The sequence below is a fragment of the Streptomyces sp. NPDC050164 genome, from assembly GCF_044459945.1.
Lineage (GTDB): Bacteria > Actinomycetota > Actinomycetes > Streptomycetales > Streptomycetaceae > Streptomyces > Streptomyces coeruleorubidus_A.
Genome location: NZ_JBITJK010000012.1, coordinates 163519 through 176862, shown reverse-complemented (window position 1 = coordinate 176862; position 13344 = coordinate 163519). Strand labels below are relative to the sequence as shown.

The 13344-nt window shown below is 69.5% G+C and carries 12 protein-coding genes; 3 read left to right on the top strand and 9 right to left on the bottom strand.

Going from position 1 to position 13344, the window contains the following annotated elements:
• Positions 1–3: 3 nt before the first annotated feature.
• Positions 4–2736 carry a phosphoenolpyruvate carboxylase gene (gene ppc / locus ACIBNA_RS19040; protein WP_274816896.1) on the top strand — a complete coding sequence of 911 codons (2733 nt, stop codon included), beginning with the start codon at positions 4–6 and terminating at the stop codon, positions 2734–2736.
• Between the two features lie 65 nt (positions 2737–2801).
• Here the strand turns inward: ppc and ACIBNA_RS19035 are convergent, their stop codons facing one another.
• The 7 genes from ACIBNA_RS19035 to ACIBNA_RS19005 all read right to left on the bottom strand — a co-directional run bounded on the left by ACIBNA_RS19035 (position 2802) and on the right by ACIBNA_RS19005 (position 9297).
• On the bottom strand, positions 2802–3482 hold the full coding sequence (locus ACIBNA_RS19035; protein ID WP_399166347.1) for an LPXTG cell wall anchor domain-containing protein: 681 nt from the start codon (positions 3480–3482) through the stop codon (positions 2802–2804).
• Positions 3483–3655: 173 nt separating this feature from the next.
• Positions 3656–4159, bottom strand: a complete 504-nt coding sequence (locus ACIBNA_RS19030; RefSeq protein WP_399166370.1) for a hypothetical protein — start codon at positions 4157–4159, stop codon at positions 3656–3658.
• 42 nt (positions 4160–4201) lie between these two features.
• Complete coding sequence (gene pth, locus ACIBNA_RS19025; protein ID WP_274816894.1) at positions 4202–4804, bottom strand: aminoacyl-tRNA hydrolase; 603 nt, start codon at positions 4802–4804, stop codon at positions 4202–4204.
• A 67-nt stretch (positions 4805–4871) separates the two neighbouring features.
• Positions 4872–5465, bottom strand: a complete 594-nt coding sequence (locus ACIBNA_RS19020) for a 50S ribosomal protein L25/general stress protein Ctc (protein ID WP_399166346.1) — start codon at positions 5463–5465, stop codon at positions 4872–4874.
• A gap of 195 nt (positions 5466–5660) precedes the next feature.
• Positions 5661–6641, bottom strand: coding sequence for a ribose-phosphate diphosphokinase (locus ACIBNA_RS19015; RefSeq protein ID WP_274816892.1), 981 nt, complete (start codon positions 6639–6641; stop codon positions 5661–5663).
• Between the two features lie 133 nt (positions 6642–6774).
• Positions 6775–8220, bottom strand: a complete 1446-nt coding sequence (gene glmU, locus ACIBNA_RS19010; RefSeq protein ID WP_399166345.1) for a bifunctional UDP-N-acetylglucosamine diphosphorylase/glucosamine-1-phosphate N-acetyltransferase GlmU — start codon at positions 8218–8220, stop codon at positions 6775–6777.
• 213 nt (positions 8221–8433) lie between these two features.
• Complete coding sequence (locus ACIBNA_RS19005; RefSeq protein WP_399166344.1) at positions 8434–9297, bottom strand: hypothetical protein; 864 nt, start codon at positions 9295–9297, stop codon at positions 8434–8436.
• A 168-nt stretch (positions 9298–9465) separates the two neighbouring features.
• Between ACIBNA_RS19005 and ACIBNA_RS19000 the strand changes: the two genes are divergently transcribed.
• Entirely contained in the window at positions 9466–10764 is a 1299-nt protein-coding gene (locus ACIBNA_RS19000) for a sensor histidine kinase (protein ID WP_399166343.1), read from the top strand.
• Positions 10765–10792: 28 nt separating this feature from the next.
• On the opposite strand, the gene ACIBNA_RS18995 is transcribed toward ACIBNA_RS19000, so the two are convergent.
• On the bottom strand, positions 10793–11287 hold the full coding sequence (locus tag ACIBNA_RS18995) for an SUKH-3 domain-containing protein (RefSeq protein ID WP_399166342.1): 495 nt from the start codon (positions 11285–11287) through the stop codon (positions 10793–10795).
• 78 nt (positions 11288–11365) lie between these two features.
• On the bottom strand, positions 11366–11956 hold the full coding sequence (locus tag ACIBNA_RS18990; protein WP_399166341.1) for a YwqJ-related putative deaminase: 591 nt from the start codon (positions 11954–11956) through the stop codon (positions 11366–11368).
• A 378-nt stretch (positions 11957–12334) separates the two neighbouring features.
• On the opposite strand from ACIBNA_RS18990, the gene ACIBNA_RS18985 reads away from it, so the two are divergent.
• A complete protein-coding gene (locus ACIBNA_RS18985) occupies positions 12335–13339 on the top strand; it encodes an SMI1/KNR4 family protein (protein WP_399166340.1) in 1005 nt (334 codons plus the stop codon).
• Positions 13340–13344: the final 5 nt, after the last annotated feature.

Below are 13344 nucleotides of genomic sequence, written 5' to 3'. Positions count from 1 at the left end.
CCTGTGAGCAGTGCCGACGACCAGACCACGACGACGAGCAGTGAGCTGCGTGCCGACATCCGCCGACTGGGTGACCTCCTCGGAGAGACCCTCGTCCGGCAGGAAGGCCCCGAGCTCCTGGAGCTCGTCGAGAAGGTCCGCCGCCTCACCCGTGAGGACGGCGAGGCTGCCGCCGAGCTGCTGCGCGGCACCGAACTCGACACCGCGGCCAAGCTGGTCCGCGCCTTCTCCACCTACTTCCACCTGGCCAACGTCACCGAGCAGGTCCACCGCGGCCGCGAGCTGCGCGCCCGGCGCGCCGCCGAGGGCGGACTGCTCGCCCGCACGGCCGACCGCCTCAAGGACGCCGACCCCGAGCACCTGCGCCAGACGGTCCGCCACCTCAATGTTCGTCCCGTGTTCACGGCACACCCCACCGAGGCCGCGCGCCGGTCGGTCCTGAACAAGCTCCGGCGCATCGCCGCGCTCCTGGAGACCCCGGTCATCGAGTCCGACCGCCGCCGCCTCGACATCCGGCTGGCCGAGAACATCGACCTCGTCTGGCAGACCGACGAACTGCGCGTCGTCCGCCCCGAGCCCGCCGACGAGGCCCGCAACGCCATCTACTACCTGGACGAACTGCACGCGGGCGCCGTCGGCGACGTCCTGGAGGACCTCACCGCGGAACTGGAGCGCGCCGGCGTCAAGCTCCCCGACGACACCCGCCCCCTCACCTTCGGCACCTGGATCGGCGGCGACCGCGACGGCAACCCGAACGTCACCCCCCAGGTCACCTGGGACGTCCTCATCCTCCAGCACGAGCACGGCATCAACGACGCCCTGGAGACGATCGACGAACTCCGCGGCTTCCTGTCGAACTCCATCCGCTACGCCGGCGCCACCGAGGAACTGCTGAGCTCCCTCCAGGCCGACCTGGACAACCTCCCCGAGATCAGCCCCCGCTACAAGCGCCTCAACGCCGAGGAGCCCTACCGGCTCAAGGCCACCTGCATCCGGCAGAAGCTGGAGAACACCAAGCAGCGCCTCGCCAAGGGCACCTCGCACGTGCCGGGCCGCGACTACCTCGGCACCAGCGAACTGATCAACGACCTGCGGATCATCCAGACCTCCCTGCGCGAACACCGCGGCGGCCTCTTCGCCGACGGCCGCCTCGCCCGCACCATCCGCACCCTGGCCGCCTTCGGCCTCCAGCTCGCCACCATGGACGTACGCGAACACGCGGACGCCCACCACCACGCCCTCGGCCAGCTGTTCGACCGGCTCGGCGAGGAGTCCTGGCGGTACGCGGACATGCCCCGCGACTACCGCACCAAGCTGCTCGCCAAGGAACTGCGCTCCCGCCGCCCCCTCGCCCCCACCCCGGCACCCGTGGACGCGCCCGGCGAGAAGACCCTCGGCGTCTTCCAGACCGTCAAGCGGGCCCTGGAGGTCTTCGGGCCCGAGGTCATCGAGTCGTACATCATCTCCATGTGCCAGGGCGCCGACGACGTCTTCGCCGCCGCCGTCCTCGCCCGCGAGGCCGGCCTGATCGACCTGCACGCCGGCTGGGCCAAGATCGGCATCGTGCCGCTGCTGGAGACCACCGACGAGCTCAAGGCCGCCGACACGATCCTGGAGGACATGCTCTCCGACCCGTCCTACCGGCGCCTCGTCGCGCTCCGGGGCGACGTCCAGGAGGTCATGCTCGGCTACTCCGACTCCTCCAAGTTCGGCGGCATCACCACCAGCCAGTGGGAGATCCACCGCGCCCAGCGCCGCCTGCGCGACGTCGCCCACCGCTACGGCGTCCGCCTGCGCCTCTTCCACGGCCGCGGCGGCACCGTCGGCCGCGGCGGCGGCCCCACCCACGACGCCATCCTCGCCCAGCCCTGGGGCACCCTGGAGGGCGAGATCAAGGTGACCGAGCAGGGCGAGGTCATCTCCGACAAGTACCTCATCCCGTCCCTCGCCCGGGAGAACCTCGAACTCACCGTCGCGGCCACCCTCCAGGCCTCCGCCCTGCACACCGCACCCCGCCAGTCCGTCGAGGCCCTCGCCCGCTGGGACGCCGCCATGGACGTCGTCTCCGACGCTGCCCACGCCGCCTACCGCCGCCTCGTCGAGGACCCCGACCTGCCGACGTACTTCCTCGCGTCGACGCCAGTGGACCAGCTCGCCGACCTGCACCTGGGTTCCCGGCCCTCCCGCCGCCCCGGCTCCGGCGTCTCGCTCGACGGCCTGCGGGCCATCCCGTGGGTGTTCGGCTGGACCCAGTCCCGGCAGATCGTCCCCGGCTGGTTCGGCGTCGGCTCCGGCCTCAAGGCCCTGCGCGAGGCGGGCCTGGACACCGTGCTCGACGAGATGTACGGCCAGTGGCACTTCTTCCGCAACTTCATCTCCAACGTCGAGATGACCCTGGCCAAGACCGACCTGCGGATCGCCCAGCACTACGTCGACACCCTCGTCCCCGACGAGCTCAAGCACGTCTTCGACACCATCAAGGCCGAACACGAACTCACCGTGACCGAGGTACTGCGGGTCACCGGCGAACAGGAACTCCTCGACGCCGAGCCCGTCCTCAAGCAGACCTTCACCATCCGCGACGCCTACCTCGACCCCATCTCCTACCTCCAGGTCGCCCTGCTCAAGCGGCAGCGCGACGCGGCCGCCGCCGGCGAACAGCCCGACCCGCTCCTCGCCCGCGCCCTGCTCCTCACCGTCAACGGCGTGGCAGCGGGCCTGCGCAACACCGGCTGAGCCGCTCCCCGGACACCACCGTGCCCCCGAGCCCGTACGGACTCGGGGGCACGGCGCGTTCCGCGTCAGCCGCGGTTGACCTTCCGGCGACGGAACGCCAGGAACCCACCGCCCGCGACCAGCACCGCCGCCACACCGGACAGCAGACCCACCGGAGCCCCGCTGCCCGTCTCGGCGAGGTCACCGCCGGCCCCGCCCTGCGGCGACGGCGACGACACGGGCACTCCCTCGCCGGCCGGCGAACTCGGCGACCCCGGATCCGCCGACGGCGCCTGAGACACCCCGGACGAGGGCGACGGGGAAGCCGCCCCGGACGGCGTCGAACCGCCGGGCTCCTGCGCGTCCTCGCAGTCCGTCCAGAACACCTTGTGCTTGGCGGCACCCTTCTCGCCGTCGAAGTTCCAGAACAGCTTGTAGTGCCCGTCCGGCAGCGACAACTCCTCCGTACGTCCGTGGCCCTCCGCGTCCAGCGTCAGCGCGCCGGACTTCACCGTCTCCCCCTTGTTCTCGCTCGGGGGGATCGCGTCGATGCGCCAGTCGACCTCCTGGCCGCCGTCAAAACCGAAAGCGTTCAGGTAGAACGTGCACACGTGCGGCTCGTTGCGGCGCAGCTCCTCGCCCGTCGAAGCATCGTGGATCTTGACCGTGCCGTTGTCACCGGGAGGGGTCGCCTGGGCGGCCGGAGCGAGCAGGAGAACCGCGGAAGCCGCGGCGGCGACAGCACCGGCGCGCGAAAGAGTTCGCATCGAGAAGTCATCCATCTTCGAGAAGTGACCGGGAAGATGTGGAGGGGGCGGCTCAGCTTCCAGCCTCGCCCGACCGCCCGTCAATCACGAACCGACAACGCTCGGCCCCCCACAGAAATGGAGAACGCCGCAACCCCTCGGACAGTTACTCAGAAAATCACTCAGACATTCACTCAGACAGTCACGAAAGCGGCCGTCAGCAACGCCACCCCCGACAACGCCATCACCCACGCCGCCCGCGTGCGCAGCAGTCCGCCCGCCACCACCACCGACGCCAGCAACAGCGCACCACCCAGCGGAATCCACGCGTACAGCACCCCGGCCGGGCCCGAACGCACCGCGTCATCGCTGCCGGGCTTCACGACCACCGTGTAGGTCCGGCCCTTCTGCACCGCGACCGACTTCTCCAGGACCACCCTCGACCGCGGCTGCGAACCCTCCGACAGCGGCGCGTACGGCCCCGTGCACGTGTCCTGCCCGCACCGCGTCACATCGACCGTGCCGCGCTCCCGGCCCTTCGTCAGCATCACGTGCTGCGCCGTACCCCACGACGCCCACACACCCGCGATCAGTATCAGCACCACGACCGCACCCATCGCCGCGAACCGCCCGAACCGCAACACGGCATGAGCGCTCTGGCGAGTGACGGCAGCAGAGGCAGGCATGGCCGGGATCATTGGCCATACCCCCACGGCTGGTCAACTCCCGAGGGCGACAAGTCAGGAGTTGTACGTACTCTGCGCCCGCTCCAGCCCCTCGATCACCAGACACTCCACCGCGTCCGCCGCCCGGTCCACGAAGTAGTCCAGCTCCTTGCGCTCCGCCGACGAGAAATCCCTCAGCACGAAATCCGCCACCGGCATCCGACCCGGCGGCCGGCCGATCCCGAACCGCACCCGGTGATAGTCCGCCCCGAACGCCTTCGTCATCGACTTCAGCCCGTTGTGCCCGTTGTCCCCGCCACCCAGCTTCAGCCGCAGCATCCCGTAATCAATGTCCAACTCGTCATGAATCGCCACCACATGGGCCACCGGCACCTTGTAGAAGTCCCGCAGCGCGTTCACCGGCCCGCCCGACAGATTCATGTACGACATCGGCTTCGCCAGAATCACCCGCCGGCTGGGCGGCCCCGGCGGCCCGATCCGGCCCTCGACGACCTGCGCCTGCGCCTTCCCGGCCCGCTTGAACCTCCCCCCGATCCGCTCCGCCAGCAGATCGGCAACCATGAAGCCCACGTTGTGCCGGTTACCCGCGTACTCCGGCCCCGGATTGCCCAACCCCACGATCAGCCAGGGAGCGGCGGCATCGGTCGTCACGTCCATGTCTCCTTCATACGCGTCGGCCGCTGCTCCGCACGGGAACAGCGGCCGACGAAACGACGACGAGGGATCAGGCCTCGGCGGCCTCTGAGCCCTCTTCCTCGCCCTCGGAGGGCTCCTCGGCCTGCGCGGCCAGGACCTGCAGGACGACGGTGTCCTCCTCGACGTCCAGCGTCGTGCCCTTCGGCAGCGGGATGTCCTTGGCCAGGATCGAGTCACCGGCCGTCAGACCCTCGACGGAGACGGTCACGGACTCCGGGATGTGCGTGGCCTCGGCCACCACCGGAAGCGCGTTCAGCACGTGCTCCAGCAGGTTGCCGCCCGGCGCCAGCTCACCCTCGGTGTGGACGTAGATCTCGACGTTGACCTGCTCGCCACGCTTCACCAGCTGCAGGTCCACGTGCTCCAGGAAACCCTTCAGCGGGTCACGCTGCACGGCCTTCGGAATCGCCAGCTCGTTCTGCTTGCCGTCGATGTCCAGCGCGATCAGCACGTTCGGCGTACGCAGCGCCATCAGCAGGTCGTGACCCGGCAGGGTCAGGTGCAGCGGGTCCGAACCGTGCCCGTACAGAACACCCGGAACCTTGGACTCACGACGGATACGGCGCGCGGCACCCTTGCCGAACTCGGTGCGCGTCGCGGCGGAGATCTTCACCTCGGACATAAACACTCCTCGAAGTCAGAAACGGACGTGGTCACCCGGCCACGAACGGCCTGCTACGAAGAGCGCGTCGATAACGGACCGCCGTACAAGCCTCCAGAAGAAGCGGTACGGCCTCCCTCGCCGAGCAACTTCAGCAGTCTACTCGGCGAGGGAGGCCGCACCCAAAACGATCTACACAAGCCCGACCAAGGGCCCCTACTGGTCGTCGAACAGGCTCGTCACCGAACCGTCCTCGAACACCTCACGCACCGCATTCGCGATCGTCGGCGCGATCGACAGCACCGAGATCTTGTCCAGGTCCCCGCTCAGCTCACCCGGCGTCGGCAGCGTGTTCGTGAACACGAACTCACTCACCCGCGAGTTCTTCAGCCGGTCCGCCGCCGGACCCGACAGCACACCGTGCGTCGCCGTCACGATCACGTCCTCCGCGCCGTGCGCGAACAGTGCGTCCGCCGCGGCACAGATCGTCCCACCCGTGTCGATCATGTCGTCCACCAGGACACACACGCGACCCTTCACCTCACCCACGACCTCGTGGACGGTGACCTGGTTCGCGACATCCTTGTCCCGGCGCTTGTGCACGATCGCCAGCGGCGCACCCAGCCGGTCGCACCAGCGGTCGGCGACCCGCACCCGGCCCGCGTCCGGAGACACGACCGTCAGCTTGTCCCGGTCCACCTTCCGCCCCACGTAGTCCGCCAGCAGCGGCAACGCGAACAGGTGATCCACCGGACCGTCGAAGAAGCCCTGGATCTGGTCCGTGTGCAGATCCACGGTCAGGATCCGGTCCGCGCCCGCGGTCTTCATCATGTCCGCGATCAGACGCGCCGAAATCGGTTCACGTCCCCGGTGCTTCTTGTCCTGCCGCGCGTAACCGTAGAACGGCACGATGACGGTGATGGAGCGGGCCGACGCACGCTTCAGCGCGTCGATCATGATCAACTGCTCCATGATCCACTTGTTGATCGGAGCCGTGTGGCTCTGGATCAGGAAGCAGTCGGCACCACGTGCCGACTCCTGATAACGCACATAGATCTCACCGTTCGCGAAGTCGAAGGCCTTCGTCGGGACGACCCCGACACCCAACTGCTGGGCGACCTCCTCGGCAAGCTCGGGGTGGGCGCGGCCGGAGAAGAACATCAACTTCTTCTCGCCGGTCGTCTTGATCCCGGTCACAGCACTGTCTCCTCAGAGGTGTCGCAGCTGGGTGTCGAGAGACCTCTCAGCCGGCTTGCTGGAGGCCGTCTCAGCTGGTGGGGTGCGGGTATGCACTTATCACCGTACGCCGTGTTCTAGGCACCGGTTTCGGTCAGCCCTCGTCGGCCGACCCCCGGGAAGCCGCCTCCGCCGCCTTCGCGGCCGCGCTCCCCGGACGCTTTCGAGCCACCCAACCCTCGATATTCCGCTGCTGACCACGGGCCACGGCCAGCGAACCGGGCGGCACATCCTTCGTGATCACGGACCCGGCAGCGGTGTACGCGCCGTCCCCGACAGTGACAGGCGCCACAAACATGTTGTCCGAGCCCGTGCGGCAGTGCGAACCGATCGTCGTGTGGTGCTTCTCCTGACCGTCGTAGTTCACGAACACGCTCGCGGCACCGATGTTCGTGTGCTCACCGATCGTCGCGTCACCGACATACGACAGGTGAGGCACCTTCGTCCCCTCACCGATGGAGGCGTTCTTCGTCTCCACGTACGTCCCGATCTTGCCTTTGGCACCCAGCCGGGTCCCCGGACGCAGATACGCGTACGGCCCGACGCTCGCCTCCGCGCCCACCTCCGCGCCCACGGCAACGGTGTTGTCGACCCGCGCGCCGGCACCGACCCGGGTGTCGGCCAGCCGGCAGTTGGGCCCGACCTCCGCGCGCTCGCCGAGGTGCGTCGACCCCTGCAGCTGCGTGCCCGGGTGGACGACGGCGTCCTGCTCGAACGTGACGGTGACATCGACCCAGGTGGTCGCCGGATCGATGACCGTGACACCGGACAACATGGCCTCGGTGACCAGCCGGTCGTTGAGAATGCGACGGGCCTCCGAGAGCTGCACGCGGTTGTTGATGCCGGCGATCTCCCGGTGGTCCGCGGCCACGGAGGCGCCCACGCGGTGCCCGGCCTCACGCAGGATCCCCAGGACATCGGTCAGGTACTCCTCGCCCTGACTGTTGTCCGTCCGCACCTTCTTCAGCGCGTCGGCGAGCAGCTGCCCGTCGAACGCGAACACCCCCGAGTTGATCTCCCGGATCGACCGCTGGGCGTCGGTGGCGTCCTTGTGCTCCACGATCGCCGTCACGGCACCCGAGTCGTCCCGCACGATCCGGCCGTAGCCGGTCGCGTCCGGCACCTCGGCGGTCAGCACGGTGACCGCGTTGCCGTCGGCGGAGTGCGTGGCGGACAGGGCCTGGAGCGTCGCGCCGGTGAGCAGGGGAGTGTCCCCGCACACGACGACAACGGTCCCGTCGACCGCCCCGCCGAGCTCTTCCAGCCCCATCCGTACGGCGTGCCCGGTGCCGTTCTGCTCCGCCTGTACCGCTGTGCGGACGTCCGGGGCGATCTCGCCGAGATGGGCGGTGACCTTCTCACGGGCGTGGCCGACCACGACGACCAGGTTCTCGGGGTGCAGCTCGCCCGCGGCGGCGAGCACGTGTCCCACGAGACTGCGGCCGCAGAGCTCGTGCAGGACCTTGGGTGTGGCCGACTTCATACGGGTGCCCTCACCCGCTGCGAGAACGACGACGGCTGCCGGGCGGTTGGCGCTCACGGGATGCCCTTCGGCTGTGGATGGGGTGGGGTGACATCCGCAGGATACCGGGGGGTTTTGTGGGGGCGTGGGTGTAGGCCCCGACGTAGCTGTCGGGGCCGGAGCGTAACCAGCTCCCCCATCAGGATTTGAACCTGAACTTAAGGGACCAAAACCCTCAGTGCTGCCGGATTACACCATGGGGGATGAAACTCGGCTAAACCGGACATTCGGTTAGATCGCCGAGTCGGCTCCCAACACTATGCCGTACCAAGCGCCTTCCATGCGACGGTACAAGTCGGCGCTTTTGGTGACGTAGACGGCGAGGCGGCCTCGATAGCTCGCCGCTGTGTTCTTCCGGTTCGTTCGGGGGTTGTGCTTCTTGAGCACGGTCCGCTGGAAACAGGAAGCGTCCGCGCCGACCAGGTCGGCCCAGAAGGCCTCGGCTGCCGCCACGTCCGCCGACTCGTGGATGTTGACGCGGAACCGTAGGCGCTCGCGTTCCACGCCCATCGACTCGAGCCAGCGCAGGTAGAGGCGGATGACGTTCGGATCGCTGTTGATGAACTGCAGCTTCTCTCGTCGCTGGCGGCCCTGGCCTTTGTCTTTGGCGCCCTCTGCCCAGTAGAGGACGACGCCCGCCAGGAACAGCTCACGGTTCGAGAGCGTGCCGATGCTCTGCTTGGCGGCTTCCTTGGTTTGCCGACGCTCCTCCTCGCCGATCCGCAACCTCTCTTCCCAGCCGCGCCGGGCGATTGCGGCAGCCTCCTCGGTGCTGCGCTTGCGCTCCGGCTTCGGCAGATCCCGTACCCACAGCGAGATCGAACTCTTCGAGCACCCCAGCTCCACCTGGATCTGGTCGTACGTCCAGCCCCGGCGCCGGAGCTCTCTGGCCTTCTCGCGGAGGTCGTCCTTCGCGTTCGGGCGCTTCGTCCAGGCCGGTGGCGGCTCGCCCTCCAGCAGGCGGTTGAGGATGTCGTTGTTGTCGACGTGCAGCCGGTCGCGGATCTGGCGCCGGCTCAGTCCCGCGCGCCGCAGCGCCACCGCCCTCTCCCGTAGTCCCTCGAAGTCGGCGTATTTGCCAGTGGCATGTGTCATACGCATACCGTCCGGGCGGAATGGAGGGTTCCGGGGTCGAACGGTGAGCGATTCAGCAGTTCGAGGGATATCGGGCCGTATCGCAGCCGAACGGTCACGGAGTGTGGTGTAGGCCAGTCCGGGAAACTCACCGGAAAACCGGCTGCGGGCGCCCGTAGGCTGGAGGGCATGACCGCGACGGGGGAAGAGCATGTGACGGCCCGGGGAGGGCCGTGGTGGTGGGCCAGACGGCGTAGTGCCGTGTTCGATGTGAGTCTGGCCGTGGTGTCCGCGCTGGAGTGCGGGGCGGAGGGTTTTCCGTTCGCCAAGGACGCGGGGATTCCGGTGGCCGCGGGGGTCGTTTTCGGTCTGTTGGCCGGTTCCGTGCTGCTCGTGCGGCGGCGGTGGCCGATCGCCGTCGTGCTGGTCTCGATCGCCATCACGCCCGCCGAGATGGGCTTCCTGATGGGCGTCGTCGGCCTGTACACGCTGGCCGCGGCCGAGCTCCCCCGGCGGATCATCGCCTCGCTGGCGGGGATGTCGCTGGTGGGGACGCTGATCGTGACGTTCGTGAAGACGCGGCAGGACGTGTCGCGGGGGGACCTGGACATAGGGGACTGGTTCGTGCCCTTCGCGGCGATCACGATGTCGCTCGGCTTCACGGCGCCCCCGGTGCTGCTCGGTCTGTATGTGGGGGCCCGGCGGCGGCTGATGGAGAGCCTGCGGGAGCGTGCGGACAGTCTGGAGCGGGAGCTTCAGCTGCTCGCGGAGCGGGCGGAGGAGCGGGCCGAGTGGGCCCGGAACGAGGAGCGGACGCGGATCGCCCGGGAGATGCACGACGTGGTCGCGCATCGGGTGAGCCTGATGGTCGTGCATGCCGCCGCGCTGCAGGCCGTGGCGCGCAAGGATCCCGAGAAGGCGGTCAGGAACGCCGCGCTCGTGGGGGACATGGGGCGGCAGGCGCTGACCGAGCTGCGGGAGATGCTCGGGGTGCTGCGCAGTGGCGGGGGTGAGCGGCGGGAGCGTGCCGCGTCGGTGCCGTTGGCGGCGGTGGGGGTGGCTGCCGCGGCGGCGGCTTCGCGGGCCGCCGATGACGAGGGGCCGTGTCTGGCGGAGATCGAGGAGCTGGTCGGGCAGTCGGCCGCGGCGGGGATGGTGGTCGATCTGTCGGTGGAGGGGGATGCCCGGTCGTATCCGCAACAGGTGGAGCAGACGGCGTATCGGGTGGTGCAGGAGGCGTTGACGAACGTCCACAAGCACGCGGCCGGGGCGAAGACGTATGTGCGGCTGGCGCATCGGGTGTCGGAGATCGCGATGCAGGTGGAGAACGAGCCGCCGGAGGCGGCGGCGTCGTCGGCGCGGTTGCCGTCCGGGGGGAACGGGCTGGTGGGGATGAAGGAGCGGGTTGCGGCGCTGGGCGGGGTGTTCGTGTCGGGGCCGACGGACGCGGGGGGTTTTCGGGTGTCTGCGGTGATTCCGGCGTCGTAGCCGCCCCCGCGGCCTTGTGCGGCCGTTGTCAGCCCGCTGTCAGGCGTGTCGGTTCCGTGCCGGCGATGAGGGTGGACAGGGCCTGGTCGATGTCGGGGCCGAGGTACCAGTCGCCGGTGTGGTCGAGGGTGTAGACGCGGCCTTCGGTGTCGACGGCGAGGAGGGCCTGGCTGTCGGTTTCGGCGCCGAGGGGGCAGACCTCGGTGCCGAGGGCGCGGCCGAGGTCGCCGAGGGTGCGGGCCATGTGGAGGCCGTGCAGGGGGTCCAGGTGGAGGGCGGCGGGGGCGACCTGCCGGCCGGGGCCGGTGGGGGTGATGTGGAGTCCGCCGAATTCGGCCCAGGCCTCGACGGCTGCGGGGAAGACGGTGTGGCGGTGGCCGGCGGGTGAGATGTGGTCGCGCAGGGCGTCCGCCCAGATCTCGGCTTGTTTGATGTCCCAGCGTCCGGGTTGCCAGCCGGCGGCGCGCAGGGCGGCGTCGACTTGTACGGCGAAGCGGGTGGTGGAGGTGCGGTCGGTGTGCATCTGCCCTTCGTCTCGTCGAGGTCATGGGTGGGGTGAGGTGCGCGCCGGGGTGTCTGGCCGTGCGGGTGTGTGGGGGCCTCAGCCGTTCTGGGACGCCGGGTCGACTATGCGGACGCCGAAGTGGGCGCTGAGGGCGGTGCAGGCGCGGCAGGGTGTGGCGAAGCTGCCGTGGAGGGGGTCGCCGTCCTCGCGGATGCGGCGGGCGGTGAGTTTGGCCTGCTTGAGGGCTTTGCGGGCCTCGCCGTTGGTCATGGGTTTGCGTGCGGCGCGTTTGCTGCGGGCGGCGTCGGCGGCGGCGATGTGCCGGGAGATGAGGATGGTCTCGGCGCAGCGGCCGGTGAAGCGGTCGCGCTGGGCGCTGGTGAGGGTGTCCAGGAAGTCCTGGACGAGGGGGTGCAGGGCGGGGGGTGTGTCGCCGCGGGCGGCGGTGCCGGTGAGGGTGGCGCCGCGGACGGAGAGGGCGGCGGCGACGGTGGGGAGGATGCCGTCGCGGCGGTGGTGGAGGACGGGGGCGTGGGCGGCTTCTGTGGCGCTCCAGCCGATGCGGGGGTCGCCGCCTCGGGGGTCGCCTGTGCGCGGGTCGCCGCGTCGCGGGTCGCCGCCCCGGGGGTCGCCGTTTCGTGGGTCGGCGGACCTGCCGGTGTGTGGTCCCGTCTGTGTCGCGTTCATGATCGTATTCCCCTCCGTGCATCCCCCGGGGGTCACAGACTGCCAAATGCCCTGGCTGGTGCGGAAGCTGGGGAGCGGTGACACGCCCGTACCGGGGCGTGCCGTCACGGTGGGGTGACGGCTGGTCACGGAAGCGGAAGGGGCGGCCGACCGGTGCCGGTGACCGGTGTCGTCGTACCGCATAGGCTGTCGGCACCGCGGGCCGTGCGGTGATCCGTTCGGAGATCGATGCAGTGAACCGGAGGGTGATCCGTGAGGTCGGCGGGTGCTGGGAAGTGCAGAGAAGTCGAGACAGACAGACGTGACAGTCGATACGGGCCGTAGTGCGCCAAAGGTGGTCAATACGGGTCGTACAGAGTGCCGCAGGGGGCAACCGCCATGACGACAGGTCGGCTCGGGCAGCAAGCCGCGCCGCCGAACGCGGCCTACGCCGGGCAGGTCGTGCATTTCCCGGATCCGGTCCGGGCGGCCCGTCACCCGAGAGGGGTACGGGTCGACGAGCGTGGTTACCCCGACTTCTCGCCCTACGCGCGTGCGGCCGCGGAGATCGCGGAGCCGCCGGAGGGTTTCGGTGTCGACGAGTTGCGGCTGACGGACTACGTGTCGGCGAACATGGCGCTGGCGGCGTCCGGGCACGAGTTGTGGGACACGGTGCCGGCGGTGGCGACGCCGCACGGCTGGACGTGGCACCACGCGGTGGGTTCGCGGCGGCTGGAGCTGGTCCCGGTCGAGGTGAAGGCGTTGCTGCGGCATCACGGCGGCGTGGCGACGTCGGGCGTCGACCAGTCCAAGCGGGGCACGCGGCCGTTGCAGGAGACGCGTCCGGCGCACTTCGGACTGCCGAAGTCGGGCGTGGCGGTGACGGAGTCGCAGGTGCAGGGGGTCGAGGAGGATCTCGGCTTCCGGCTGCCGGGTCCGTACCGGTCGTTCCTGAAGGCGGCGGGGGGCTGTGCGCCGGTGGGTGCCGCGCTGGACGCTGAGCTGGGGCTGCTGATCGACCAGCCGTTCTTCACCGTGCGGGACGAGGCGGCGGTCAACGACCTGGTGTACGTCAACAAGTGTCTGCGTGACCATCTGACCAAGGACTACTTGGGGATCGGCTTCGTCCAGGGCGGTCTGCTGGCCGTGAAGGTGAAGGGTGACCGGATCGGTTCGGTGTGGTTCTGCGCGTACGACGACGCGCGGGACGTGGATCCCTCGCTGCCGCCGGCGGAGCGGGTGGAGCGGTTGCTGCTGCCGTGCGGGGACGATTTCGACGTCTTCCTGTTGCGGCTGGCCGGTAATCCGCCGGAGTTGGAGACGGTGGCGAATCTGATGGTGGACGGCGGGTTCGCGCGTGTGGTGCCGGTGGGTGCGGTGTCGTCCTCGGCCGTGGGGGAGTGACTTCA